Source organism: Photorhabdus akhurstii, assembly GCF_018448925.1.
GTDB lineage: Bacteria > Pseudomonadota > Gammaproteobacteria > Enterobacterales > Enterobacteriaceae > Photorhabdus > Photorhabdus akhurstii.
In genome coordinates this window covers 64,444-90,171 of record NZ_RCWE01000019.1, presented here as the reverse complement: position 1 = coordinate 90,171, position 25,728 = coordinate 64,444, and the positions used below count along the sequence as shown (strand labels likewise).

The 25,728-nt window shown below is 43.3% G+C and carries 26 protein-coding genes and 2 pseudogenes; 22 read left to right on the top strand and 6 right to left on the bottom strand.

Annotated elements, in window-relative coordinates:
* Positions 1-910 precede the first annotated feature (910 nt).
* Together EAE93_RS17625 and EAE93_RS17620 are read left to right on the top strand one after the other, a co-directional pair.
* Positions 911-1,273 carry a hypothetical protein gene (locus tag EAE93_RS17625; protein WP_044467127.1) on the top strand — a complete coding sequence of 121 codons (363 nt, stop codon included), beginning with the start codon at positions 911-913 and terminating at the stop codon, positions 1,271-1,273.
* Between the two features lie 9 nt (positions 1,274-1,282).
* Positions 1,283-1,651: a hypothetical protein gene (locus tag EAE93_RS17620; protein WP_040151676.1), complete on the top strand. Its 369-nt coding sequence runs from the start codon at positions 1,283-1,285 to the stop codon at positions 1,649-1,651.
* Between the two features lie 45 nt (positions 1,652-1,696).
* Here the strand turns inward: EAE93_RS17620 and EAE93_RS17615 are convergent, their stop codons facing one another.
* The 3 genes and pseudogenes from EAE93_RS17615 to EAE93_RS17605 form a co-directional block, all read right to left on the bottom strand.
* Positions 1,697-1,894: a DUF7706 family protein gene (locus EAE93_RS17615; protein ID WP_040151678.1), complete on the bottom strand. Its 198-nt coding sequence runs from the start codon at positions 1,892-1,894 to the stop codon at positions 1,697-1,699.
* A 14-nt stretch (positions 1,895-1,908) separates the two neighbouring features.
* Positions 1,909-2,229, bottom strand: coding sequence for a SymE family type I addiction module toxin (locus tag EAE93_RS17610; RefSeq protein ID WP_040151679.1), 321 nt, complete (start codon positions 2,227-2,229; stop codon positions 1,909-1,911).
* Positions 2,230-2,314: 85 nt separating this feature from the next.
* Positions 2,315-2,554, bottom strand: a pseudogene (locus EAE93_RS17605) (helix-turn-helix domain-containing protein); the annotation flags it as partial.
* 8 nt (positions 2,555-2,562) lie between these two features.
* Between EAE93_RS17605 and EAE93_RS24730 the strand changes: the two are divergent.
* The 6 genes from EAE93_RS24730 (at position 2,563) to EAE93_RS24725 (ending at position 5,436) form a co-directional block, all read left to right on the top strand.
* Complete coding sequence (locus EAE93_RS24730; RefSeq protein WP_246593316.1) at positions 2,563-3,474, top strand: RHS repeat domain-containing protein; 912 nt, start codon at positions 2,563-2,565, stop codon at positions 3,472-3,474.
* On the top strand, positions 3,471-3,947 hold the full coding sequence (locus tag EAE93_RS17595) for a hypothetical protein (protein WP_214040226.1): 477 nt from the start codon (positions 3,471-3,473) through the stop codon (positions 3,945-3,947). Before EAE93_RS24730 ends, EAE93_RS17595 begins: the two co-directional genes overlap by 4 nt.
* Before the next feature lie 59 nt (positions 3,948-4,006).
* Positions 4,007-4,282, top strand: coding sequence for a hypothetical protein (locus EAE93_RS17590; RefSeq protein WP_214040225.1), 276 nt, complete (start codon positions 4,007-4,009; stop codon positions 4,280-4,282).
* Positions 4,282-4,473 (top strand): hypothetical protein, encoded by a 192-nt coding sequence (locus EAE93_RS17585; protein WP_214040224.1) that lies wholly within the window; start codon positions 4,282-4,284, stop codon positions 4,471-4,473. Before EAE93_RS17590 ends, EAE93_RS17585 begins: the two co-directional genes overlap by 1 nt.
* A gap of 486 nt (positions 4,474-4,959) precedes the next feature.
* Positions 4,960-5,178: a hypothetical protein gene (locus EAE93_RS17580; protein ID WP_181148493.1), complete on the top strand. Its 219-nt coding sequence runs from the start codon at positions 4,960-4,962 to the stop codon at positions 5,176-5,178.
* Between the two features lie 6 nt (positions 5,179-5,184).
* Positions 5,185-5,436 (top strand): hypothetical protein, encoded by a 252-nt coding sequence (locus tag EAE93_RS24725; RefSeq protein WP_250151085.1) that lies wholly within the window; start codon positions 5,185-5,187, stop codon positions 5,434-5,436.
* 402 nt (positions 5,437-5,838) lie between these two features.
* On the opposite strand, the gene EAE93_RS25750 is transcribed toward EAE93_RS24725, so the two are convergent.
* Complete coding sequence (locus EAE93_RS25750; RefSeq protein ID WP_420875400.1) at positions 5,839-6,006, bottom strand: DUF7706 family protein; 168 nt, start codon at positions 6,004-6,006, stop codon at positions 5,839-5,841.
* A gap of 101 nt (positions 6,007-6,107) precedes the next feature.
* Here EAE93_RS25750 and tnpA point away from each other — a divergent pair, with 101 nt between their 5' ends.
* The gene (gene tnpA / locus EAE93_RS25640; protein WP_415186299.1) at positions 6,108-6,410 is read left to right on the top strand and encodes an IS66 family insertion sequence element accessory protein TnpA; all 303 of its coding nucleotides are present in this window, start codon (positions 6,108-6,110) and stop codon (positions 6,408-6,410) included.
* Positions 6,404-6,607 (top strand): annotated as a pseudogene (gene tnpB, locus EAE93_RS17565) (IS66 family insertion sequence element accessory protein TnpB); the annotation flags it as partial. The gene tnpA and the pseudogene tnpB, both read left to right, overlap by 7 nt.
* A 101-nt stretch (positions 6,608-6,708) precedes the next feature.
* Here tnpB and EAE93_RS17560 read toward each other — a convergent pair.
* Positions 6,709-7,587 carry a LysR family transcriptional regulator gene (locus tag EAE93_RS17560; protein ID WP_214040222.1) on the bottom strand — a complete coding sequence of 293 codons (879 nt, stop codon included), beginning with the start codon at positions 7,585-7,587 and terminating at the stop codon, positions 6,709-6,711.
* Positions 7,588-7,756: 169 nt separating this feature from the next.
* Here EAE93_RS17560 and EAE93_RS17555 point away from each other — a divergent pair, with 169 nt between their 5' ends.
* Together EAE93_RS17555 and EAE93_RS17550 are read left to right on the top strand one after the other, a co-directional pair.
* Entirely contained in the window at positions 7,757-8,968 is a 1,212-nt protein-coding gene (locus tag EAE93_RS17555; protein ID WP_214040221.1) for an MFS transporter, read from the top strand.
* Positions 8,969-9,068: 100 nt separating this feature from the next.
* Positions 9,069-10,052, top strand: coding sequence for an alpha/beta hydrolase (locus EAE93_RS17550; protein WP_235319454.1), 984 nt, complete (start codon positions 9,069-9,071; stop codon positions 10,050-10,052).
* 226 nt (positions 10,053-10,278) lie between these two features.
* On the opposite strand, the gene EAE93_RS17545 is transcribed toward EAE93_RS17550, so the two are convergent.
* Complete coding sequence (locus EAE93_RS17545; protein WP_214040220.1) at positions 10,279-11,019, bottom strand: SDR family NAD(P)-dependent oxidoreductase; 741 nt, start codon at positions 11,017-11,019, stop codon at positions 10,279-10,281.
* A 1,528-nt stretch (positions 11,020-12,547) separates the two neighbouring features.
* On the opposite strand from EAE93_RS17545, the gene astC reads away from it, so the two are divergent.
* From astC to EAE93_RS17495, 10 genes are all read left to right on the top strand, one after another.
* The gene (gene astC / locus EAE93_RS17540; protein WP_036775871.1) at positions 12,548-13,756 is read left to right on the top strand and encodes an aspartate aminotransferase family protein; all 1,209 of its coding nucleotides are present in this window, start codon (positions 12,548-12,550) and stop codon (positions 13,754-13,756) included.
* Between the two features lie 36 nt (positions 13,757-13,792).
* Complete coding sequence (gene astA / locus EAE93_RS17535; protein WP_229001395.1) at positions 13,793-14,821, top strand: arginine N-succinyltransferase; 1,029 nt, start codon at positions 13,793-13,795, stop codon at positions 14,819-14,821.
* A gap of 2 nt (positions 14,822-14,823) precedes the next feature.
* Positions 14,824-16,299, top strand: coding sequence for a succinylglutamate-semialdehyde dehydrogenase (gene astD / locus EAE93_RS17530; RefSeq protein ID WP_214040219.1), 1,476 nt, complete (start codon positions 14,824-14,826; stop codon positions 16,297-16,299).
* A 49-nt stretch (positions 16,300-16,348) separates the two neighbouring features.
* Positions 16,349-17,692 carry an N-succinylarginine dihydrolase gene (gene astB, locus EAE93_RS17525; protein WP_214040218.1) on the top strand — a complete coding sequence of 448 codons (1,344 nt, stop codon included), beginning with the start codon at positions 16,349-16,351 and terminating at the stop codon, positions 17,690-17,692.
* 12 nt (positions 17,693-17,704) lie between these two features.
* Positions 17,705-18,691, top strand: coding sequence for a succinylglutamate desuccinylase (astE, locus tag EAE93_RS17520; RefSeq protein ID WP_214040217.1), 987 nt, complete (start codon positions 17,705-17,707; stop codon positions 18,689-18,691).
* 94 nt (positions 18,692-18,785) lie between these two features.
* Positions 18,786-20,240 (top strand): amino acid permease, encoded by a 1,455-nt coding sequence (locus EAE93_RS17515; RefSeq protein WP_214040216.1) that lies wholly within the window; start codon positions 18,786-18,788, stop codon positions 20,238-20,240.
* Between the two features lie 723 nt (positions 20,241-20,963).
* Positions 20,964-21,848: an LPD16 domain-containing protein gene (locus tag EAE93_RS17510; RefSeq protein ID WP_040152076.1), complete on the top strand. Its 885-nt coding sequence runs from the start codon at positions 20,964-20,966 to the stop codon at positions 21,846-21,848.
* Between the two features lie 12 nt (positions 21,849-21,860).
* Complete coding sequence (locus tag EAE93_RS17505) at positions 21,861-23,015, top strand: cysteine desulfurase family protein (protein ID WP_036811948.1); 1,155 nt, start codon at positions 21,861-21,863, stop codon at positions 23,013-23,015.
* Between the two features lie 11 nt (positions 23,016-23,026).
* On the top strand, positions 23,027-23,851 hold the full coding sequence (locus tag EAE93_RS17500; RefSeq protein WP_214040215.1) for a class I SAM-dependent methyltransferase: 825 nt from the start codon (positions 23,027-23,029) through the stop codon (positions 23,849-23,851).
* A gap of 660 nt (positions 23,852-24,511) precedes the next feature.
* The gene (locus EAE93_RS17495) at positions 24,512-25,144 is read left to right on the top strand and encodes a hypothetical protein (protein WP_036775883.1); all 633 of its coding nucleotides are present in this window, start codon (positions 24,512-24,514) and stop codon (positions 25,142-25,144) included.
* The last annotated feature ends 584 nt before the right edge of the window (positions 25,145-25,728 follow it).

Here is a 25,728-nt window from a genome sequence, read left to right as displayed (position 1 = left end):
GCACAGACTGCCTCCCTGCCTCCGGCGTGCCCGGCAGTAAATGCCGGCCGCCCGGCGCTGAACCCCGGCGTTCTCTGTGACCGTCGTTGCCGGTCAGCCGCCATTCAACATAATGTGGCATTAAGCGCAATGGGCCTGAACGGCCCGCCGCGCTTAACAAACATTATGTCGGCGCCGCCCACCCAAGGGCGCTGCGCGGCCACCTCAACCCCGGTGAGCGGCTGGCCGCCGGGTGGGGCCTCTTAGCCCCCGTGGCGCACCGGGCTGCGCCCGCTGCTGTCAGCCTCAATACAAAATCCCACCGCCGCAGTCGCCGCCCTCCCTGGCGGCTCCGGGGCGAAAATCTGCCTTAACCCGTTGCCGGTCAGTCCGTCAGGGTCAACCGCCCTGAAGGCAGGCCAGCAAGCTGGCCGCGGTTTATTGCCCCCGCCCAACCCTGCTGCGCTGGCTGCGTCCGGCTCGCAGTCGCAGGCGCCTCGCTCGTTCCCGTACTCGCCATCTCCGCCCCGTCCGCCCCCGCGGGCGGGGGCTCCCCGCTGAACAGCGTCACCTGCGGGCTTCGCCAGCCCGCACCCGGCCAACCCGCGTCAGCGGCGCAGGCAAGCTGCCCCGCCGCCCCGGGTTATCGATAAAACCTGGTTCCGGCAGAAAAAGCGGGCCAAAACCCGATTATGACATCGGGGAAAAAGTGAGCTAAAATCGGCAAAGTGCCCGTCGGGGCGAGTTGATATGTTCTTTAACAGGGTGGGAAAAAGCGGTGAAGAAAAAGGCTGCTAAATCAAGGGGGAAAGTCCGCTCAACGGTATGATGGCATCGGGATAGTCCCTAAGATCCTTTGGGGTTAGCAGGAGGAGTAAATCCTTACAGTTACGTGCATAATCCGACGGGTTGGATTGACCCGCTGGGGCTAATGTCTAAAAAATGTGGAACAGGTGAATATAAAGATGTTGGTGGTCATCATATTCACGCTAAAGCCGGATTTAAAGATAATGTCAGTTATGATCCTAAGAAAGGGTTTTCAATAAGTCAGGACTATATGACTAAGAATAAATTAGATCATCAACTAATGACTAACTATCAAAGATCTGCCTTTAAAGAATTAAAAAACAGTGGACGCCCAAATACACTCCAAGAACATACTAAGATTGCGGTTGACGCTTTAGAAACAGGAGGCGCATCAACTCAGCAAGCAAGAAACTTAGTCGCTGAATCTCTATGGAATCTACGAAATCAAGGAGTCAGAACTCCTTCTAATATTCCATGGTACAAATAGGATAAAATTATGTCAGATACCGAATTACTTAAAATATTTGGTCATATATTAATGACTACAGTGCGAGATCGATCAATTGAACGCTTTGAGAACATATCGTCAGGAACAGTAAAAGCAAAATACTTACTTGAATTACATAATTTAATAGAAAATTTTACCTTAGAACAACGAGAAATCCTTAGGAAGTTAGTTGTTGAATCTATAGATAATGTTATTTTTAACTTACTTGATATGCTAGAGCAAAATGAAGATTCTATGAAATTACTACTATCTGAAAATAATGGTAGTGAAAGAAATATTATCAATATTAGCGATGGTCTATCCGGTGAGCTATTTACTGATGATGGTTGGATAGAACAATTTAGTAAGTATAAATGATATTCAGGCCGGAAGATCCCTGTGATCTTCCGGCCTTCTGATGATCTACCGTGGCGCATACCCACGATAAGCCAGTGCCGACTGAAGCTTACCGATCGCATCCTTAATCTGATACGCTTCCTCGTCATTCACGGCACAGGCGCGTATCTCCGCCCAATTCAGCCGCTTCACCAGTTGGGCTAAGGCCAGCGCTTCAATGTGGGTTAACTGAATGTCCTGCAAATGTTCAATCGCTATCGTCATCTCATGCTCTCCCCTTAACCCGCAAAACCGGTTATCAGCGCCCGCATCTGCTGCTTAATTTCCCGCAGTTGGGCCTGTTGTCGCTGGTACTGCTGATGCTGTTGTTGCGTGGCTTCACTGTCAGGGATCAGCACCAGACAACCGTCCATCACCTTCACCGTAATCTGGCCGCCGGTATTAAATCCCGCCTGTCTCAGCCACTGCCCCTTAAGGTGTATCGCCGGGGTGGCGTTGTTGACCTTATTCCCGTTCGGCACATAACCCACCGTGTAATAACGTTCTGTTTTCACGGCTTTATTTATCGCCGCTTCTGCTTTAGAATGCGCCTTAGCCATCATTCAACTCCTTCTTAGTTGCTTGTGGTGAGCGGCGTTGTTGTGTTGCTGCACTTCAACGCCGCGCTAAAAAATCACTTTAGACTTAGTTATTCTTCTCCTGATCAACAGGGCGTATTGCCGACTCAACCCGGTGCTTAACAATCACCGCATCAATCAGTTTAATCACTGTCTCCTGTTCTTCCGGCTGGCATTGGGCCAGTGCTTTAAATCGCTCCATTAATCGCGTGTTGCTAATCGGTATCTGTTCGTTAGGCGAGCCAAGCAATAAGTAATCAATAGTTGTCGTGAACAACTCAGCCAGTTGGATCAATTTATCTGTGGGACGGCGACGTGCCGGCGGAAATCCGCGAATACCAGCACGGCCGGCTAAAAATGATCCGCCATCTGGTGTTTGACGGCTGGGAGCTGATAGCGCAGCAGACGCAACAGTTTACGCTTAATCTGGATAACCGGGTGGAGCTGATGGCCGGGGAGGTGCAGACTCAATATGCGGTCAGCGCCCCGACCGGCGAGCCGCTGGCGCTGTTCGACCCGGAGGGCAAGCGGGTGTGGCGGCGGCCGAAGCAGTCGCTATACGGCCTGCGTCTGAGCGGACACGGCGAGAACCCGCCATTGGACCCGGGCCTGAGATTTGCCGGGCAACTTTTTGATGAGGAAAGTGGTTTATTCTATAATCGGTTCCGCTATTATTTGCCGGAAGCAGCGTGCTACCTCAGTTCCGATCCAACTGGCCTCTGGGGCGGTGAGAATACCTATGCATACGTCAAAAATCCCACAGGATGGATTGATCCGCTGGGGCTATCGTCAAAGAAATGTGAGTTTCCATCTGGTGATCCTGCCTTAGGTCCTCATGGCAGCTTGAAAAAAGATCCTCGACCAGGGCAATCTCATCACTTAAACCAAGATGCCGCTTATAGGGAGGTAATTCCAACCAATAGTGGTGCTGCAATTAAGTTAAAAGGTAATGCTTTTGCGCAACCCGGTACTCCTCATTATGAGGCTCATAAATCTCTAGAGCAATTCTGGAATAAGTATAGAAGAGGTGGCGAGTTTGCAGGGCAACGACCAAGTAACATTCAATATACTCAAGCTGTCAAACATTCTTTAGAATCGGCAGGATTATCTGCTAGTCAAGTAAATCAAGCTATCAGGTATAGTATACGAAATAGGATTCAGCATGGTGCTCTTGGTGGTATGAACGTGCCTAGAATACCAGGAAGAATAAATCAGGTGAAACCATGAAAATATCTAGTCATTCAATGAACAGGCTTTTGTCTATAGATTGGTTTTCTAATGTAGGGAATCAATTAAAGATACCCAGCATTAAGATAGTAAAAAGTTCAAGTGATGCAAATCAATATATTTCTGCTCCAGAATGGGAAGATGTAACACTAGAAGCAGCCAATGATATATCTGGATTTTTAGCAATAAATCATTCAATTGTATTCCAAAATTGGAACAATATAGCTAAAGATGCCAAGATTTTCCTTGAGAAAGAAGTAATTGAAAAGATTCCTGATATAGATGGATTTGATACTTTAATTTTATCTCAATGCGTTAGTTGGGATATCGTCCATTACTTAATAGAAGACACATATAAGGATAAATTGAAAAAACCTCTATTTTTTGAAAAGCTGATTGAAGTATATGAAAGTGGTCACCTCCCTTGTGGCTGGGATGGAGAATGGCCTAATGGAAATCTAATAGTTTACTAATACGATTAGAAATTGGTAGAGCCGGAAAGATCTTTCGAGATCTTCCGGCCTCCTTATGAATGTCGCCAAAAGATGTAGTGAGAGATTTATTGATAAACAACCCTAAATATATAGGTCGGGGTGACTATGCAATTATCTTTAAAATAGATCCTGGTGAGCGTGGTAATATTCGTTTTTCTACTGACTTGGAATATATTCATGAAGGAAAGTTGAAATTAAAAAACGTTCTATATTCAGGTAAGAATCCATATGATATGCTAGAACATCTTGATTATGAAGCAAGGCATAAACTTACTAATGAGCAAGTTAGAATTAAAAAATGTGGGAGGAAATAATGATGTGCGAATCTATTCAATTAGCAAGGGAAGAGGTGAATGCAATAATCAAGCTGATCCTTTATATAAAGTTCGAATGTGAAGATCCTGGAACATTGATATATTCAAGTAGTCCTTTGATAAATTCAGCCTTAGAGAAAATGCTGAATATGTATGGTTATAAGGATGTCTGGGATAAAGTTTTTGAATAACTTCCTGAAATAAATAGAAATTTTATAAAAAAAATAATTGAGTGTTCAGAGAAGCAGGAGAATAATTATCTTTCCGAGGAAATTAAGCAGCAAATCTTATCAAATCATGCGTATCCATATAAGTGGTAGTTAATAATTAACAAAGCAGGAAAGATCCCCGTGATCTTTCGGCTTTGTTATTTTTATGCTTAAAATAAATATTTTACAAGGTTGATATTATATATTAAATATATAACTTAAAATCACAAAAATATAAAACAAATAAGAAGATAAACAAATAAATAATACAATAAAATATAAAATTCACATTAAATATACATATAAGCTATATTTTAGATATTTTACTCTGTTTTCTCTCTGAAACAGCAAAAAGCCGGAATCGCTTCCGGCTGGCTTCTTTCTTACCGTGGTGAATACCCATGCCGCGCCAACGCCGACTGGTTAGTGCAATGGCAAGGCATCAATGTAATCATCACGGATATACTGATGCAATATAGAAATACTCTGGATAAAATAAATCTAAATCAATCAACTGATGCCATATCGAAACAAGTAGCTAACATTCAAAATATAGCTAAAAAAGGCATGGAGAATGGTAATATTATTAGATCCAAAGATATGTATAACACTAATATTTTTGGGAAAGACGTAAATCAAATAGGCAGACAAAGAGTTTTTGATCTCTGGAGTAAAATTTTAGGATAATTCAATATGAGTGAGATAATAAATTTTTATATGGAACCAGTTGAATTCTTTAAAAGTTCGGATTTTTTATCCGGTTCTATTGAAGAATTTAATGAATATGAAATTATTGATAATAAAGATATAGCATTAAAGCTTCTTTTCGATCAAGGCATACCATGTAACTATATGGTTTGGAGTGATTTTTTTCTGATCTGGTATCCGAGTTTTATCTTCATGAGGATTATAAAAAAGCAGAAAAGGATATCCTTGACAGAATAAAAATATCTACCAAGGATCAAGTTAAAGAAAATATTAGAAAAAGAAAACTACATCTTATAAGAAAGAAACAAGGGTTAGTTGATAACATAGAATACGATAACTTTCTAAATGAAGTAAATGACGAATGTAATTACATGTTAAATATGATAAGCATTTATCGATATTTATTTTCTTTTAATCAAGACTCTAAATTAGAAGAAATATTTTCTATATTTAAAAAAGGAGTTATGCCGTGCGGTATAAAAAAAGATAAAAAGACATTAGTTATTTTCAATCCTATTCTTTTGAAGAATAGTTAATAAAATTATAGATGAACTGCCCTCAAAAACTAGATTCAACATTTAATGACTAGATTTAGAGAGGCAGTTCACAATCACCAGATCTTCCGATGTTATTATTGATCTACCGTGGCGCATACCCACGGTAAGACAGAGCAGACTGGAGCTTAGCGATCGCATCTTTAATCTGATACGCTTCCTCGTCATTCACGGCACAGGCGCGTATCTCCGCCCAGTTCAGCCGCTTAACCAATTGGGCCAAGGCCAGCGTTTCAATGTGGGTTAACTGAATGTCCTGTAAATGTTCAGTAAACGTCCGGTCATCTCACCTTGTTCTTCCCCTCTGGCCCCTGCACGCTACCGCTTCCTTATCTTCATTTGGAGACTGACACCATGAGCCGTAGCCGATATACCCCGGAGCAAAAACAACACCATGTGACCCAATGGCGCCACAGTGACCTGACTCGAAAACAGTATTGTGAACAGCATCAGCTGAGTTTTTCCTCTTTCCGCGACTGGATTGCCGACAGTAACAACATCCCCCAACCTCTCAGCCAGACACTGCCCGCCATCTTGCCGGTTTCACTCCAGCCTGACGACGCGCCCACCGTCACCCTGCATACCCCAGACGGGTATGCCATCGCCTGTCCATTGACGCTGTTGCTTGACGTGACGCGGGTACTGGCCCAATGCTGAAACCGCAACAGCTCTTTCTGGTGCGAGAGCCCGTCGATATGCGCCGGGGCATTGATGCCCTGACTCAACACCTCGAGGGACTGAATTTGCGCTGGCAGGACGAAGCCGCTTTTGTTTTCTGCAACAAGGCCCGCTCCCGTCTCAAGGTGTTGCGCTGGGACCGACACGGTGTCTGGTTGTGTATCCGCCGTCTGCATGCCGATACCGATATCGCGGTGGATGGAGCCTTACTTTTATTACCAGAGAACCGTTGATATTTTTTCTATCTCCGCCCCGGAGACAGTTATGCTTATTTACTCTAGACGTGATACCTGACGGCTTCCACAAAAGCCATAAAAGCCGGTGAGGCTTGTCGCCGGTTGGGATAATAAAGATGAAATCCCTGAAAATATGGGCACCAGTCTGCTAAGACTTCTTTTAGTTTCCCGTCGGCAATGTAGGGTTTAGCTAAATATTCAGGAATATAAGCCAGCCCTATACCATCCAGTGCGCTATTCAGAAGATGAATAGTACTATTTGAGGTAAATTGCCCATTGACCCGAATATTCAGCTTTCTGCCATCTTTCTCAAATTCCCACACGTAAACACCGCCAACAACTGAATAACGGGCATTAATACAACAATGGTTTGTCAGATCATGAGGAGATTGCGGAATTGGATGCCGCTCAAAATAGGCGGGTGTCCCAACTACGGAGAGGCGCCAATCTGGACCAAGACGTACTGCTATCATGTCCTTGCTGATAGCTTCGCCAAGCCGGATTCCTGCATCAAAACGCTCATTGACAATATTCGTGAAGCCGTAATCGATATTGACCTCCACGTTGATGTCAGGGTATCTGGCAAGAAACTTGGCAAGCATGGGCCTCAGGATCATCTGTGCCGCATCGTCTGAGCAAGTGATCCGAATTGTACCCGCAGGTTTATCCCGAAGTTCACCCAATCTTTCAATTTCAGCGTTAATCTGCTCAAAAAGAGGACTAATAGAATGTAATAATCTTTCCCCTGCTTCTGTCGGTGCGACATTACGTGTTGTGCGGGTTAATAAACGTACCCCGAGTCTTTCCTCCAGAGCTTTAATGGTGTGGCTGAGTGCTGATGGCGTGACGCCTATTCTTGCCGCTGCCTTTGTAAAACTTTGCTCCTCTGCCACTAACAAAAATGCTTGCAGATCATCCATCCTGAAACCTCAATTGTTGAATTTTTCTCACAAGAGCATGCTAATTATAGCGTCTAATCAAAGAAACACTATGCAATTAAGATCTACATGAGTTTGATTATCGTCATAGTTGTTTGGGATGCATAAAGCACGTCATTCCGTTCTGCTATCAAATGAATGCCGGAGAAAAATGAAAACTGTTGATATTGATGTAAGACCATACACGCATTCAACACAGCCTCCTGCATGGGGAGCGGTCTTTTCGATGGCTCTCTGTGTTGTTGTATTGATTGCGTCAGAATTTATGCCCGTCAGCTTGCTGAGTCCAATCGCACAGGACTTGCAGATGAGCCAGGGGCAGGTGGGTCAGGCTATTTCAGTTTCAGGCTTTTTTGCCGTGCTGACCAGCCTGCTGAATACTCCCCTGACAGGTAAGTTCGATCGGAAAAAAGTGCTGCTGAGTTTCACGCTGCTTCTGACAATATCCGGGGTGATTGTGACACTGGCCGTTAGTAACGTGGAGTTCATGGTCGGACGGGCTTTATTGGGCATCGCCATTGGTGGTTTTTGGTCAATGGCGACGGCGACCGTGATGAGACTGCTTCCACCTGATTCTGTTGCGAAAGGGCTAGCTCTGATAAACGGTGGCAATGCGCTGGCAGCGACCATTGCAGCCCCGCTAGGTAGCTTTTTGGGACAGTATATTGGCTGGCGAGGCGCTTTTTTTATGGTGATCCCACTTGCCATACTGGCGTTTGCCTGGCAATGGCGGGGGATTCCTGCGATGGAAGCCAGTAAAAAAAGCGAAGCAGTCAATCCATTCAGGTTGCTAAAAAAAACGCAGGTTGCCTTGGGTATGGCTGGCATTATGTGGTTATTCATGGGGCAGTTCGCGGTTTTTACCTATCTGCGGCCGTTTCTGGAAACGATTACTGGCATCAGTGTGACTGAATTATCCCTCACGTTCCTTCTGTTGGGTGCTAGCGGTCTGGTTGGAACATATTTCATCGGATTGTTGTTAAAAAAACGGTTGTTTGCCTACCTGATTGCTATCCCTCTCGCGATGGCAGTGGTTGCGGTAGTCCTTACCATTTTCGGAAATTCTGGCATAGCGGTTGCGGCGTTACTGGCAACTTGGGGATTAGTCGCCACGCCGGCGCCGGTTGCTTGGGGACTCTGGTTGAGCTGCGCACTGCCGGATGATGCGGAAGTTGGTGGTGGTCTGATGGTCGCGACTATTCAGTTAGCTATTACGTTAGGAGCCAGTTCCGGCGGAGCAATGTTTGATGTCATGGGTTGGAAAAGCCCCTTCGTCTTTGGCGCGGTATTACTGTCGTTATCTGCCATTTTTACCTGGGTTGCGCAGCGTTCAGCCCATCCAGACGTTATTGCTCATGGGTAAACATGGGCAATAGCAGAGAAAAATGTACTGACTTTTATATTTCATTAAAGGCAAATATATGAACATGAAAAAGATAGTTTCAGCAATAGCTTTGAGTACGATGTTATCAACATCGGCAGTAGCATCTGCCGCGGATACGCTGGCTTGGGATAAAACATTTGCGCAAAGTGACAAGGTAATTCACCAGAAGGTGTCGTTCTATAACCGTCTGGGAATTAATCTGGTTGCCGATATGTATATTCCAAGAAACTTGGATATGTCGAAAAAGCACCCAGCTATTATTGTTGGTCATCCTTTTGGGGGCGTCAAAGAGCAGAGTTCGGGTTTATACGCCCAGACAATGGCAGAGCGTGGTTTTGTCACTCTGGCTTGGGATGCATCCTATAACGGCGAGAGCGGCGGTGAACCTCGTTCGATTGCCTCCCCAGAAGCTTTTGTGGAAGATTTCAGTGCTGCTGTTGACTTTATTGGCACCCGCTCATTTGTTGACAGAAATCGCATTGGTGTCATTGGTATCTGCGGGAGCGGAGGGTTTGCACTCAGTGCTGCGGCTGTCGATCCTCGGATGAAGGCCATAGTGACTATCAGTATGTATGATATGGGCCGGGATCGCCGTCAGGGATTGGGGGACACAATGACCAAAGAGGATAGGATCAAAGCACTTGAAGACATTGCCCAGCAACGCTACGTCGAATTTGAAGGTGGGCAGAAACGCTATGTTATCGGGACTCCGGAAGAAATTACCGCCGAGTCACCCGCTGTAGCTCGCGAGTTCTATGATTACTACCGGACGCCGAGGGGACACCATCCTCGTTCAACAACAGCAATGTCTCTGACCAGCAACCCGGCATTAATGAATTTCTTTCCGTTCTCTCAAATAGAGGCAATCTCGCCCCGTCCGATTCTGTTCATTGCGGGTGAGAAAGCTAATTCTCGTTACTTCAGCGAGGATGCTTACAAATTGGCGGCTGAGCCTAAGGAACTTTACATTGTTTCCGACGCATTGCATGTGGACTTATATGATCGGACGAAATTCATTCCATTTGACAAGATTACATCATTTTTCACTCACAACTTGAAATAAGATAATAACAAACTAAAGGCGCCTTTAGTTCCAGGCCGCTGATAAATCGCGTTTAAAATAGCGAGGTTCGTCAGCGGCCTGAATACCCTTTTTATAACAGGCATCAACAATGTGGAGCATATCAGCCGTATTGCGCCTAGAGGAGGCTACTGTCTGCTTTGCCCGGTTTTAATATGGCTCAGAGCTGAATGATGATGCTCCGTTAAAACCTAAGATATTAAGAAAGTTACTGCGCGGTATATCCACCATCAATGGGGTGGAAACTACCGGTGATAAAAGACGCATCCTGAGATAATAGGAAGCAAACTAGTGCAGCGACTTCATCTGGTGTTCCGAGGCGGCCAATAGGCTGAAGCTTGATCGCTTCTTGGACTACATTGGTGTCGATCTTGGACATCAACGGCGTGTCGATGTAACCAGGGCCGACGGCGTTGATCCGAATCCCTTGTGTAGCGTATTCCAGCGCGGCGGTCTTTGTCATACCTAGCAACGCATGCTTGGCTGCTACGTATGCAATCGAGTTGGCGAGACCAACACTACTTGCGGCCGAGGCCATGTTAACAATCGCACCACCGCCGGAAGCCAGCATCGCGGGGAGCTCGTACTTCATTGAGTACAGCACACCGTGCATGTTGACATTGATGACCTGATGCCAATCATCCAACGGATAATCTACGGTCCGATGAAACGAGCCGACTATCCCGGCGTTGTTGACTGCCAAGTGTAGTGCCCCAAAGGTCTCTACCGTTTGAGCCACTAAGCGCTCTACCGCAGATGCTTGGGAGACGTCGAGCTGAATGGCGATAGCCTTATCAAGGTCATTGGCAAGAGCTTGAGCTGCGTTGCCGTCAAGATCGGCCACGACAACTTTTGCGCCGTTTGCAGCCAGTCTGCGGCAGATTGCCGCACCAATACCCATAGCTCCGCCGGTAACGATTGCCACCTTACCGTTAAAATTTAAAGTCATATATTCTACTCCTGTAAATGATGCGAAATAAGTTCATACTATCCTTGACTGCCTGTGGCATATCCTCAATCGATTCAGGCAATTCAGCATTTTTAATAAGTGATCAAATTAGTTCTAGCTTGTATTGGCCCTTTTTTCTATTTACATTAACGATATTATCTTAATCTTATTAAAATAATTCCTAATAAATTGTTTTTCAACTTAATCTTATGTTTTGTATAATTTGATGTGTTGAATGATTTTGTAAATATTGAATAAGTCGTATTCTGGATTAATATTGTATCTATTGTTTAGAATAGATGGCTAATTTTACTGGTGTTTGCCAAAATAAAATTTTTTATAATTAAATGTAAAGTTTTAGTTTGTATTTAAAAATATTTAATGGTTTTCAATAATATAGGTTTGATATTAGTATGAATAAAATAAAATGTAACGTGATTTAACATTTATATATAATAAGTTCACATGATGATTCCACTTTTAATAATGCAGTTATGTGTTTTTCAATGAAAATTTCAGGAAATTAAAAGAGGTTTCTTATTTAGAGTGATAAATTGATGATAAAGATTATATCTGTTGTTTCAATCGTAAAGCAGTACCGTATATCAATTCTTTATCAAGTCAGTAAAGTAATTAGTTTAAACTCTGAATAGGGAGTTGGTAATCAGTTGTGATGTAAATGTTTTATAATTCTAATATATTAAAATATAATGAATTGTTTGGCATTAGTGTGACGATTTGGGATAAATGGTGTTCCCGAGTTTTTCCTATGTAAAAGCAAGATTGAGGAAAGTGATAATCGCTATTGAATAGTTTTCACTTGAAAAGACTTTACCTGTTTCTCTAATCTAAGTAAATCATTGAGGTAAGGTACAATAAAGTCAATTTGTGAAAAATAATCTTAATGGGCAGGAGTATTGTTGTTGTCTGAAATTTAAGAGCATTTAGATATAGTCAATTTTCTTAACTGGATAGTTAATTCTACATTAAATTATTGTCAGATTGTTCACTTCTTTTGTTGTTTTGGGTTATCGGTTTACTCTGGTTTTTAAAAGTTAAATTACGTCAAATTTTATTTTGCATTTAAGTAAATAAATTTCTAGCGTTATTAATGAATAATTATTTATTTATTCTTTTCATCTATATGTAGCAGATTTCATTTATTCACTTTTTATTCGCTTTTTATTCACCAAAAGTGCATAAATTGTGCATAAAAATACTTTTTGGAATTTTGAACGAGATCAAAAAGTGTTTTTTTTGTGTATAACTTGTGTTGACTTTGTTAAAGGCGGGCAACAGTATCTGTCTAGTGGCTGTGCAGCTATTTTTGGGAATAGTCATGGGATTAATAAGAATAATATTAAAAAGATCCTGTAATTCTATTATTTTTAAGGATTTTTAGGTTTCAGTTTGGTAAACCTTTTCCTCGGCATACATTAATAAGTTGTGTAAGTATGAGATGAAAAATGATGCGGGGTATATTACTTTCTTTCGTCCGTGTACTCTCTATTTTAAGGGGAAATGATCTATGTTAGAAAATATTCAGAGAAGTTGGTTTGATCACTATATGGTTCCTTGTTTCTCTCCTGCCAGGTTCATACCTGTTCGGGCCAAAGGTTCGAAAGTATGGGATCAGGATGGTAAGGAATATATCGATTTTGCAGGTGGAATTGCCGTTAATTCATTAGGGCATGCACATCCTGAATTAAAGGATGAGTTAATTTCTCAGATTGAGAAAATATGGCATATAGGTAATGGTTACACCAATGAACCTGTCCTAAAATTAGCAAAAAAACTCGTGGAAGGTACTTTTGCTGATAAAGCATTTTTCTGTAATTCAGGAGCGGAAGCTAACGAGGCAGCATTAAAGTTAGCCAGAAAATATGCCTCTGATAAATATGGAAAAAATAAAAGTGAAATTATTTCGTTTAAAGACTCTTTTCATGGGAGAACATTATTTACCGTTACAGTAGGAGGGCAGCCAAAATATTCACAAGATTATGCTCCTCTTCCGCAAGGAATTACCCATCTTCCTTATAATGATTTATCGGCAATTAAAGAACACATTTCTGAAAATACCTGTGCGGTTATTGTCGAACCTATTATCGGTGAGGCCGGTGTTATTCCCGCAGATCCTGCGTTCTTGCAGGAATTACGTACTTTGTGTGATCGTTTTCAAGCGTTGCTTATTTTTGATGAAGTTCAAACTGGGGTAGGTCGTACAGGGTATCTTTATGCTTATCAGGAATATGGTATTGAGCCTGATATTCTTACCAGTGCTAAAGGTCTCGGCGGCGGCTTTCCTATCGGCGCCATGTTAACAAAACAACATATTGCAGCGGTTTTTCAACCAGGAACGCATGGTACTACGTTTGGTGGTAATCCTTTGGCGGCAGCAGTTGCCAATAAGGTGCTTTCCATTGTTAATCAGCCGGAACTGCTCACCGGCGTTTTGCAACGTCATGATTACTTCATGGATAAATTGTCGAAACTGAATCAGCGTTGCCGAATATTCAGTTGTTTGCGCGGTAAGGGGCTGCTTTTAGGCGCTGAATTGGATAAGGCTTGGCAGGGTAAGGCGAAGCAATTAACTAATTTGGCCGCAGAGGAGGGGTTAATGGCCTTAATCGCGGGTCCAGATGTATTGCGCTTTGCGCCGGCATTAAATATCGACTTTGCTGATATCGATGAAGGTCTGGCTCGTCTTGAAAGCGCCATCATGCGGTTTGTCGGTTAATAGTAAGGTTAATAGTAAGTTGAAGGTGACGTTATGATGCTTTTCCGAGCTGTCCGGCATAGTGACTTAAATGGGGTTCAGTCTTTATCTCAACGCGCTGGTATAGGTTTGACATCTTTTCCCAATAACCTGGAGCAGCTACGCGCACGTATTGCGCGTAGTGTTGATACTTTTGATGGAAAACTGTCCAGGGCTCAACAGGGATTCCTTTTTGTGCTGGAAGATACCAGTGTGAATCGGGTGGCGGGTGTCAGTGCCATCGAAGTGGCGGTTGGGCTGGAAGAGCCGTTTTATAACTTTCGGGTACAAAAAACCGTTCGCTCATCACGTGAATTGGGGATTTATAAATCTATTGAAGCGTTAACTTTGGAGCAAGATCAGACCGGTAACAGTGAATTATGTACCTTGTTTCTCGATCCAGAATATCAGAAGGGGAAAAATGGAACATTTCTCTCCAAAGCTCGTTTTCTTTTTATCGCCGCATTTAGGGATATTTTTTCTAAAATTATATTCGCTGAAATGCGGGGAGTTGCAGATGAGCAAGGAAATTCCCCTTTCTGGAATTCATTGGGACAACATTTTTTTGGTATTCCTTTTTCTCAGGCAGATTACTTAACCGGTATTGGATCGAAAACCTTTATTGCGGAGCTCATGCCCCTTCACCCTATTTATATCTCCTTATTATCGGCTGAGGCTCAGAAGGTGATTGGGCAGGTCCATGAAAAAACTGTACCTGCGCGGGCCATTCTTGAAAAAGAAGGTCTTGCCTATCAAGGCCATATCGATATTTTTGATGGCGGCGCTTTATTACAGGCTGAGATTGACCGGATACGTGCGGTAAAAGAGAGCCGCCTCGTTCCTGTTAGTAAAGCAGCATCAGTGACCAGAGATGATGGTGTTTCTTGCATCGTTGCCAATCAGCAGTTTAGTGAATTCCGAGCGCTTTTATTAAATGTGGCGTGTGACAGTAATGAACTGTTTTTAACAACCGCTGAGATGGATGCGCTTCAAGTAAGCGATGGGGAGCAGGTTCGACTGGTTAGTCTCTTTCCAAAGGAAAATTAAACATGAATTATAAAGCACATTACATTGGGGGAAGATGGATTGAGGGGCTGGGTGAGTCAATAACTAAATTTTCCCCAATAGATCAACAGATTCTGTGGCAAGCTAACAGCGCTGATGCTTCTCAGGTCAGAGCCGCTTGTCATGCTGCCCGCGAGGCGTTTTATGTCTGGTCGCATTTGCCCGCCAGTGAGCGGATTAAAGTCGTTCAGACGTTTGCGGCTTTACTGAATGAGGAGAAAGAGACGCTTGCTCGTGTTATCAGTCAGGAAACCAGTAAACCGTTATGGGAAACGCGGACTGAAATACAATCCATGATAGGTAAAGCGGCGATTTCTATCGAAGCGTGGGAACAGCGTACCGGTGAATCAGAAACGATTATGCCAGACGGCCGTGCCTTACTGCGTCACCGTCCTCACGGTGTGATGGCGGTTTTTGGTCCGTATAACTTTCCCGGGCATTTGCCTAATGGTCATATTATTCCTGCGCTTATTGCGGGTAATACGCTGGTGTTTAAACCGAGTGAATTGACGCCGATGACCGCGGAAGAGACGGTGAAACTATGGGAAAAAGCGGGTTTGCCCGCCGGTGTGCTCAATCTGGTTCAGGGAGCGCGCAGTACCGGGACTGCATTGCTGGAGGATAAGCAGATTGATGGCGTGCTGTTCACGGGGAGCGCCAACACCGGCTTTCACTTTCACCGCGTGCTTGGCGGTCAGCCGGAGAAGATGTTGGCGCTTGAAATGGGGGGAAATAATGCATTGATCGTCGATGGTTGCGACGATATTGATGCCGCGGTTTACACCATTGTGCAATCAGCATTTATCTCCGCCGGTCAACGTTGCACTTGCGCCCGCAGATTGTTGGTGAAAAATGGCGTGCACGGAGATGCGGTGATTAAGCGTCTGGTGGAGGTGACAGAACGGATCGTGCCATCCCATTGGGATGCCCAATCTCAGCCGTTCATCGGTGGAGTCATTTCTCTACAGGCTGTGCAAAATCTATTGGAAGCTCAAGATCGGTTGCAAAAACTGGGGGGGATCTCTTTGGTCTCGCTGGAGCAATGTCAGCCGCAATCAACGTTTCTGACTCCAGGAATTATTGACGTTAGCCAAATCGCTGATGTTCCTGATGAAGAGTATTTCGGGCCGCTGCTCATGCTTATGCGTTATGACACATTTGATGAAGCGTTGGCAATCGCTAACAACACCCGATTTGGGCTGGCGGTCGGTTTAATTTCGCCGGATGCTGCTTTGTTCCAGCGCCTGTCAGAAGATGCCAGAGCGGGCATTGTGAACTGGAATAAGCCGTTAACCGGGGCTTCCAGTAAAGCGCCTTTCGGCGGCATTGGCGCGTCAGGAAACTACCGACCTAGTGCTTATTATGCTGCCGATTATTGTGCCTGGCCGATGGCATCTCTGGTTGCCGACGAACTTACTTTTCCTGAGACGCTTGCGCCGGGGATCTGCTTCCCTGATTAACCGTTTAACGGAATAGGTTTCAATTTATACAATTTTTTCAGAGGGATTTATGGCTGGTTTTGAAGCGAATTTTGATGGGTTGGTCGGCCTGACCCATCATTATGCGGGGCTTTCTGTGGGTAATAAGGCTTCGATTAATAATAAGGATAGCGTATCTAATCCGCGTAAAGCCGCGTTGCAAGGTGTGATGAAAATGAAAGCGCTGGCTGATGCGGGGTTTATTCAGGGAGTGCTTCCTCCGCAACAACGCCCTAATATCCCTGCCTTACGTAATTTAGGTTTTGTCGGCAGTGATGAGCAGATACTTCATAAAGCGGCCAAATATTCTCCGGTGTTATTATCAAAACTGAGTTCTGCTTCATCAATGTGGACGGCAAATGCGGCAACCGTGTCGCCTTCGGCGGATAGTGTTGATCAGCGAGTTCATTTCACGGTGGCAAATTTAAATAACAAATTGCACCGTTCGCTGGAAGTGGAAACGACAGCCGCCGCGTTAAAAGCCACGTTTGCTGACCAAAACTATTTTGTCCACCATCAGGCGCTTCCACAACATGAAGATTTTGGTGATGAAGGGGCGGCAAACCATAATCGCCTTGGCGGTGATTATGATACTCCCGGCGTACAGGTGTTTGTTTATGGCCGTAGTGTGTTTCGCGGCGGCCCGGTACCCAAACATTATCCGGCGCGGCAAACATTGGAAGCCAGTGAAGCGATTGCCCGACTGCATCAACTTAATCCGGCGCAAACCGTTTTTGTCCAGCAAAACCCGGTCGCCATTGACAGTGGTGTTTTCCACAACGATGTGATTGCGGTCAGCAACCGAAATGTCCTTTTTCATCATCAACATGCTTATCTTCATCAATCTCAGGCACTGGCCGAAATTAAGCAGAAACTGGCGGTGTTGGGACAGGATTTTGTCTCAATTGAGGTGCCGTCTGAGCAAGTAAGCATTAAAGAGGCCGTTAATTCCTATCTTTTTAATAGTCAATTGTTGAGCAAAACTGACGGAAAGATGATGATCGTTGTTCCTGAAGAGTGCCGTCAAAATGCTGTCGTTTGGAGCTATTTACAGTCGCTGATTGCGCAATCCTCTTCACCGATTAATGAAGTTTGTGTTTTTGATCTGCGGGAAAGCATGCGCAATGGCGGCGGACCGGCTTGTTTGCGTCTGAGGGTGGTACTCAACGATGCTGAATTTCGTGCTGTTAATCCTGCAACATTGTTGAATACGCCGCTCTACAATCGCTTGACCGAATGGATAATGCGCCATTATCGTGACGAATTATGTGCCGGTGATTTGGTTGATCCTCAGTTACTTCGTGAAGTTTATACTGCTCTGGATGAGCTAACGCAGATCCTGAATTTAGGGTCGATCTATGAATTTCAGCGCTAAATTGGAGCAGATATGGATCTGTTAACATTATTGCTTGAAAAAAAACTTGCCGACCACCTGACATTTCCAGAAACAATGAGCGCACATTGGTTGTCAGAAGGGGTATTGCAACTGATTCCCCATGAGGGAGAAAATCGGTCTCTGGTGATTTCTGCCGGCATTCACGGTAATGAAACCGCGCCCATTGAAATATTGATTCAGTTACTCGCGCAGTTGGCGGATGGTACGTTAACACTAAAAAATAAATTGTTGATCATCTTCGGTAATTTGCCTGCGATACGGGCGAATCGACGTTATTTACAGCATGATTTGAATCGCATGTTTAGTGGCCGTTATCTGGATTTCCCGCAGGGAGATGAGCGATCGCGTGCGGCTGAACTTGAAGATGTCGTGAGTCGTTTTTTTGCTGAACCTTCGGTGTCGTCGACAAATATTCGCTGGCATATTGATCTGCATACCGCTATCCGCGCTTCTCACCATGAACAATTTGCCTTGTTGCCTGTCAAGAGCCGTCCCTTTTCCGCTGAATTTATGCAATGGTTGCATGACAGCGATATTGATGCGCTGGTTTACCATCGTGAGAAAGCCGGGACTTTCAGCCATTTTCTGAGTGAAAAGTTTGGGGCGGATAGTTGTACGATGGAGATGGGTAAAGCAATGCCTTTTGGGGAAAATGATTTAACCAGATTTCAAAAAATTACCGATGCCCTTTATAATTTAATTTCTTTATTACCAATAACAGCACGTATTAAATCTGAGTTGAAACATTATCAGGTAATTGACTCTATTATTAAGAGTGATAATAGTTTTCAGCTTCATATACCCGCAGATACCTTGAACTTTACTGAATTGCCAGAAGGATTTGAAATCGCCAGCCAACATGATCGTCATTGGAAAATTAAATTTCCGGCGAAATTTATTTTATTTCCTAATGCTGAGGTAGCTAATGGATTAAGGGCGGGACTGTTACTTGCATTAAATGAAAAAATAATTAAATAAGATATTACTCTAATTTCTTCCTGAAGCCGTGGTAACTTCTTATTTGGGAAGATTTGGCAGTCAACTGCTTCTTTAATGACGGACGGGTATTATCATGATAAAAAACAATAAAACTCAACAAAACCTTTCGGCAGAGAAATTTGCTGATACACAAACGCTTCATAGAGGGCTGAGTGCGCGTCATATTCAATTGATTTCTATTGGTGGTGCTATTGGCACAGGTTTATTTATGGGATCAGGAAAAACCATTGCCGTATCGGGTACATCGATCATTATTACCTATGCGATTGTTGGTTTTTTTGTCTATATGGTAATGCGGGCAATGGGAGAATTACTCCTGACTAAATTGAATTATCGCTCTTTTGCTGATTTCGTTTCCGATTATTTAGGCACCAAAGCCAGTTTTTTTCTCGGCTGGACTTACTGGATGAGTTGGGTTGTCTCTTGTATTGCTGATGTTGTTGTATGCGGCGGCTACATTCAATATTGGTTTCCCGGCGTTTCTCTTTGGGTGCCCGCATTTATAACGCTAGGTTTACTGGGTACTTGTAATCTTCTTTCTGTCCGCTTATTTGGCGAAGCTGAATTCTGGTTCGCCATGATTAAAGTCATTGCGATTTTAGCGCTGATTATTATTGGTGTTGGTATGGTGATGGTAGGTTGGCAATCACCGGATGGTATGATCGCCTCGGTGAATAATTTGACTGATCCATCGGTATTTCTGCCAAATGGTATTTTTGGTTTTTTTGCTGGTTTCCAAATAGCGATTTTTTCTTTTACCGGTGTTGAGCTAGTTGGCACGATGACGGCAGAAACCAAAGATCCGGAAAAGATATTGCCGAAAGCCATTAATAATATCCCGATAAGAATTATTATTTTCTATATTTTCTCCATGTTAAGCATCATTGCTGTCACTTCTTGGGGGCGAATTTCAGCGGAAGTTAGCCCTTTTGTGACGCTATTTGCCTTGGCTGGTCTGCCTGCCGCTGCCGCAGTGGTTAATTTTGTTGTGTTAACGTCGGCAATGTCCTCTGCGAATAGTGGATTATATGCCTGTACACGTATGCTTTATGGCTTATCAACAGAAAAGAATGCCCACCGGAAATTTAAAATTCTTTCCCGTAATACCGCAATTCCTGTACATAGCCTGATGTTTTCTTGTTTCTGTATGGTGATTGGTACGTCGCTTTTATTTATCATACCGAATGTCATGCAGTTGTTTACTATTGTATCCACCGTTGCTTCGATTATGGTGATTTATAGCTGGTGTGTGATTTTGATTGCCTATTTGGTTTATCGTAAGAATTGCCCTGATGTACATAAACGTTCAATCTTTAAGATGCCTTTGGGGATGTTAATGACTTGGATAACCCTGACCTTTTTCATCTTTACCATAGTGGTAATGGTTTTTGACCCGGATACACTGGTTGCACTTTGTGTCACGCCTTTATGGTTTATTTTGTTAAGTATTTTATGGCGCGTAAAAAAGAGAAATGAGGTACAGGAAGAACAACGTTATCAGATATCAAAAGAGAGTTTTCGTTCGTAGTCAGCTAATTGAGAAATAATGAATTGAAGCAGCTAGAAAAATGGCTTCAATGGTGATCTCATATTAGCCGAAACGGCTCATTTGATTGCATGATATTCAACGAATACCAAACAATTACCTCAGGTGATAATCAAATCGTTTGGCGGGCGGGGGTTTGCCTTTGCAGATATTTTAGTCAGAGTTGCGTTATTTCTTTTGACCTACTTCCAATTGAGAATTTGTTAAGTCCATTAGTTTTCACCTGCTAAGTGTTTAGTCCCTTCAATGCCAAATAGGCTTCCATGCTACCTGTATTATTAGTCGAATCTAGCATTGGATATTCATGATCTCGGTGCTTTTATTAAATTTTAAATTAAATTTATTGATGCTTTATTTTGTTTTTCGTCAAATTTTTTAATTTATTTTGAATCGTTGACCGTTTTAGTTAATGCCTTTGGTCTCTCCGAGGCAAGGATATACAACATTAATCCTGGCTGTTAGTGTATATTAAATAGTACAGGGTGTGGATTTAATAATTAATATTATTAATTGTTGTATGATAGATTGTATGTAAATATATTATCTATTATCAGTCGATAATTGATAATTGTTGTGTGGGAGGATGTTCATAGTGAGTGAAATTCAGCAATCCACCAGGAAAATTAAAATGGGTTATACGGTTTCCATAACTATAATACAGCCTTTAAGTTTCTAATAAAATCAATAATATAAATATAGGCACATATGCAGCAAATTAACATCTCAAACAGCCACCGTTTGGTTCAATCCGAGGCTGAGCTACTCGACCTTATTCTCGCCGAAGTAACTAATACTCCACATCCGGATCTCGTCATTATGGCAGGGCATTTCATGCTCTTCCTTGACGAAGAACGGGGATGCCTCGTACCGGGGGTTATCGAAGAAAATAGTTCGCCCATGCGAGAAAAAATTGAACGACGTGTAGGAATCTTTCCAGGATATACTTGGGAACTTGGTGTTCGAATCGCAGAGCAGCTTGATCCCCAATTCGAAGCGATTAAATTTCTATTGCTTATCAACGATTGGCAATATGTTTCGCGCGATAATGGGCCTGCATCCGAATTAAGACGTGTCTTCTACGAGCAATTCTCCGCGCTTCCGGCCTCATACCAATCTGTCTTGGAGCGCAGCGGGCGATTCTCTGAACAAAACATACTTGCAAGCCGCAAGCACCCTATTGCCTACCCGGAGACTTGGCTGAAATATCGGTTCCAGAAAAGCGCCGATAAGTTGGTCAAAGCGGGGCTATTAAATCGTCGGGTTCTCGACAATGGCCCTGATGCTGGAACCGAAATTTCTCTTGTGGACGAAAACGGCGACTATCGTCCTCTCATTACCTGTGGTGTTACCGGATGTGCGGGAGAGATCACGGAGATGATCTCTGAGGTCTACAACGCGCAACATCGCCTTCTGGTGATTTTTGCCCCCGGCGAATGTTTCCAACCGGTCAAAACAGGGGTAAGCACCGCGCTCTCTCTGTATGGGCTTTCGGGTATGAAGGTGATTGTTGCAGATCCCGGTGGAAGCGGAGAGATGCAGCAGCAAGAGATCTACTCGAAACTCGTTAACGTTGCCGTCTTCACTTCCTGATAGGGAGTCGCTATGAATGTCAATGAAAACCCGACTGGCACAATCTATCTGGATCATTGCGCCACGACACCATGCTTTCCAGAGGTCGTCGACATCATGCGATTCTATATGGAGCATGAATTCGGCAATGCTTCTTCCGCTCATGTGATGGGGCGTCGTGCCCGGCATGCGATTGAGAACGCCACCCAACAAGTTGCGTCTCTCATCGGCGCCCGCCCGGAAGAGATCGTCTTCACATCGGGCGCTACAGAAGCCAACAACATCGCTCTTTTTTCGAGTTTTGCCCACAACGAATGCGCTCCTGCGGGAGCGCTGCTTTGCCCCATCGACCACAAATCTGTGTTGCTCGTCGGCAAAGAGTTGGCTCGTCGGGGGCTTGCTGTCGAGTATCTGCCGGTTGCCGCCAATGGTCGGGTAAAACCGGAAGATGTCATGACTAGACTGACCGCCGACACCCGTATCGTCAGCGTCACTCATGTGAATTCTGAGCTAGGCACCGTTCAGCCGGTGGATGAAATCGCCGCAATCACGCGTCGGTCAGGCGCTTGGCTACATGTGGATGCTGTCCAGTCTGTCGGCAAAATTCCTATGAATGTCAAGGAAAAGGGAATTGATATGCTTTCATTTTCCGCCCACAAAATGCGGGGGCCGAAAGGAGTCGGAGCACTCTTTGTCGATGCGCGTATTGCCGCACGTTTGAGGACCTTTATCTATGGCGGCGGTCAGAATCATTTGCGTAGCGGCACCTTGCCGACGCCGTTGATTGTAGGGTTTGGCCTTGCGTGCCAGATGGTTCAGTCGACCCTCATGCAACGCCAGGCAAAAGTCACCGCATTGAGAGACTATTTCATCACTCGTCTGCATCAAAGAGTGCCGAACGCAGTGTTGAATACCGATCTCTCTTGCAGTTCCCCATATGTCGTGAACGTTCAGTTCAAAGGTATCGCTTCGGAGGCGTTGATATCCGGGTTGCATCAGGTGGCTATATCGTCAGGTTCAGCCTGCAACTCCGCGGAACTACAGCCTTCGCATGTGCTCACAGGTATTGGCTTAAGCTCGGCTCAGGCCAATGCGTCGGTTCGGTTCTGTTTTGATCCGGATCTCGATAATGCGATACTGGATACCGCAATTGAACACCTTGTCTTCCGATTAAATTCTATTCGCTAGGAGCATTATCTATGACTATGCAAACTTCCTCCTCAAGCTCTGGCACTGGTTTTTACGAACGGGCTTTTGGTAGTTTCTCTGCGGAAGCGGTATCCGAGGTACGCAAAGAGACTTATGGCGAAGACCTGGGGCAAAACAACTGGTCCTCTGCTGATGAGTTTAGAAAGTTCTCCCAATGGCTTCAATTATCTGACCGCTCTCATGTGCTGGATGTATGCAGTGGGTCTGGAGGGCCGGCTCTGTTTTTGGCAAGGACCAGCGGCTGTAGCGTGACGGGGATTGACATTAATCCTCATGGTCTCCTTACCGCCCGGCAACTTGCGGTAGATTTCGGACTGGAGGATAGAAGCAACTTCGTCGACAGTGATGTTCGTCAGCCTCTGCCATTTCCCGACGGCACCTTTGACGCGCTATGGTGCATCGACTCGGTAATTCATATTCCCGATCGGCTGGCTTTGCTGCGTGAGTGGTGTCGGCTACTGAAGCCCGGCGGACGGTTTTTATATACTGATCCTACCTTGGTAACGGGCATGCTCAGTAAAGAAGAGATAGTGATACGTGGCATGCCAGGTTATTTCCTTTATAGCCCAGTCGGATTGAACGAGCGCCTGATCAATGAGGCGGGCCTTTGCCTCGAAATGCAGGTGGACCTGACACAAAGCGTTGTGGAACTCAGCGAACGCTGGAGTGCCGGGCGTGAGAAGCGCAAGGAGCAGTTTATCGCAATAGAGGGTGAAGAGACGTTCGAACGTATGCAGAACTTCTTGTCCACCACTCGGTTAGTCTCAATCGAACGCAGGTTGTCACGCGTGGCCTTTGTCGGTTATCGTCCGTGATATCCTTTACCTCCTGCCCATTGGGCAAGGAGGTATCCTACCTATTTGCGTGTGAATAATGATGTTAACCTACCGAAGTGCATTCAACTTTCCTGTCTCGGGTTGGATGCCTGGCTTGACCGCTTACTAAAAATTCAATGAATGATAAACCCGTTTACTCGTAGAGTAATTATGTTGTACTGACTATGCGAAACTGAATTTAAATTAATTTAAAGTAAATGTAGCGATTGTTCAAAAATATATTTTTAATGTTATGGAAATGTGTATTTTCTTTAATTATATTTTAGATTTTTGGAATTAATCTAAGTAATTATTTTGTTTTATTATCAGTATGGTGTTTTTATTGCGATTATAATATGTTTTTGACCATTGTAGTATAAATGGTTATATAATCATTTTATTATTGCCATGTTGTCTTGATATATAAATTAAATATTTTTTGTTTTAATCATATTGGAATTTGTTTTTGTTTTTTATGATTTAATAACATATCGTTATCTAGGTCAGGTGGTAGCAAGAGAGAGTGATTTAATTGATTAATTTATTATCGGTCATCCGTAATGATATGTTTTAAAATAATTATATTAATAACAGCAATGAAATTTATTTTTATTCTATTGAACGTTAAATTTCTTAATTGAATAAAGCAAGGAGATAAGTATGATTTTAAATAAAAAAGTTTTCCTGATTTCCCCTTTTTTGCTCGCAGTGAGTAGTTTTAGCATGGCATGTAAGACAGATCCAAAGATAGAAAAAATAATCACTAAAAATGGGCTGGAAAAGACCAAAGTGATGTCTATGTATAAAAATTGCACACTTTCAGTCTCAGCAGATACACCAAATAAAGTGACATTAGTAAATAATAAAGCGGCAAATCGTGATGCTGAAGCAAAAAAAGCGATGTATTGGTATAGAGGGATGGGAATAAAGGAATATAAAGCATTTCACCAGAATAAGTATAAAAGTCTTCCTTGTGTTAAAGGCAAAAGTTTTTGTGGAATTGCTCCCGAATATACTTATTCGCAAGGTTATCTGACAAATAGCAATCCTGGCGTTGTTGTTGAGTTTAGTACAATAGAACCCAGTTGGTTATATAATGATTTTAAAATTAAACATAAGTGTGAGTATAAAGCTGAAGGGGGAGGAACATATGGGCTTGGTGTAACAGGAACATCGGCAAGTTGTGATTCAGAATACCAGAGAGTAGGAATAGGAAATGTATTTAATAGGTGGTTATCAGAAAAGCCAGCTAAAATAGATGTCATAATTTCTTATGTATTGTTAGCAAAATAGATTTCAACTATATACCTGTCATCTTTCAAGTTGCCTCTTTGTTGGCGGCACTCACTCACCCCGGTCACATAGTTCTCTATGCTCCCGGGGATTCGCTCCCTTGCCGTCGCGATGCATCTTGAAATCTATAAGGTATAAATAGTTTTTGTTGAAATATATTGCACCGAATGTTTATAACTTCGGTGCTTTTTATTGGTAATGTATTTAAATAAAATGATCAACGTTATTGGAAATAAAATGGATTTGTTAATATTTTATTGGATATGATAAGAATATAGTCTACAAAAAGAATATTACCATATGGTAATAAAAAATTACCATTGCTAGATGTTTTCCAATAGGTATAAATAAATACTTTATTTTTTGAATTATGTGAATAATTATCATTGCAATTGGGTGATGTCCAATATGTTATTTAGGAATAATAAATAGGTAATTGTTTTATTTATGTGATATGGTAACAACTAAAAAATTATCTATTTTATATGTTATTGAAATTGTCTTTTTTGTGTTTTTGTTTTATTTTTAATTTGATTATTTTGGCGCTTGTGTTTTTTGATTTAACAATCTATCTTTATTTAAGA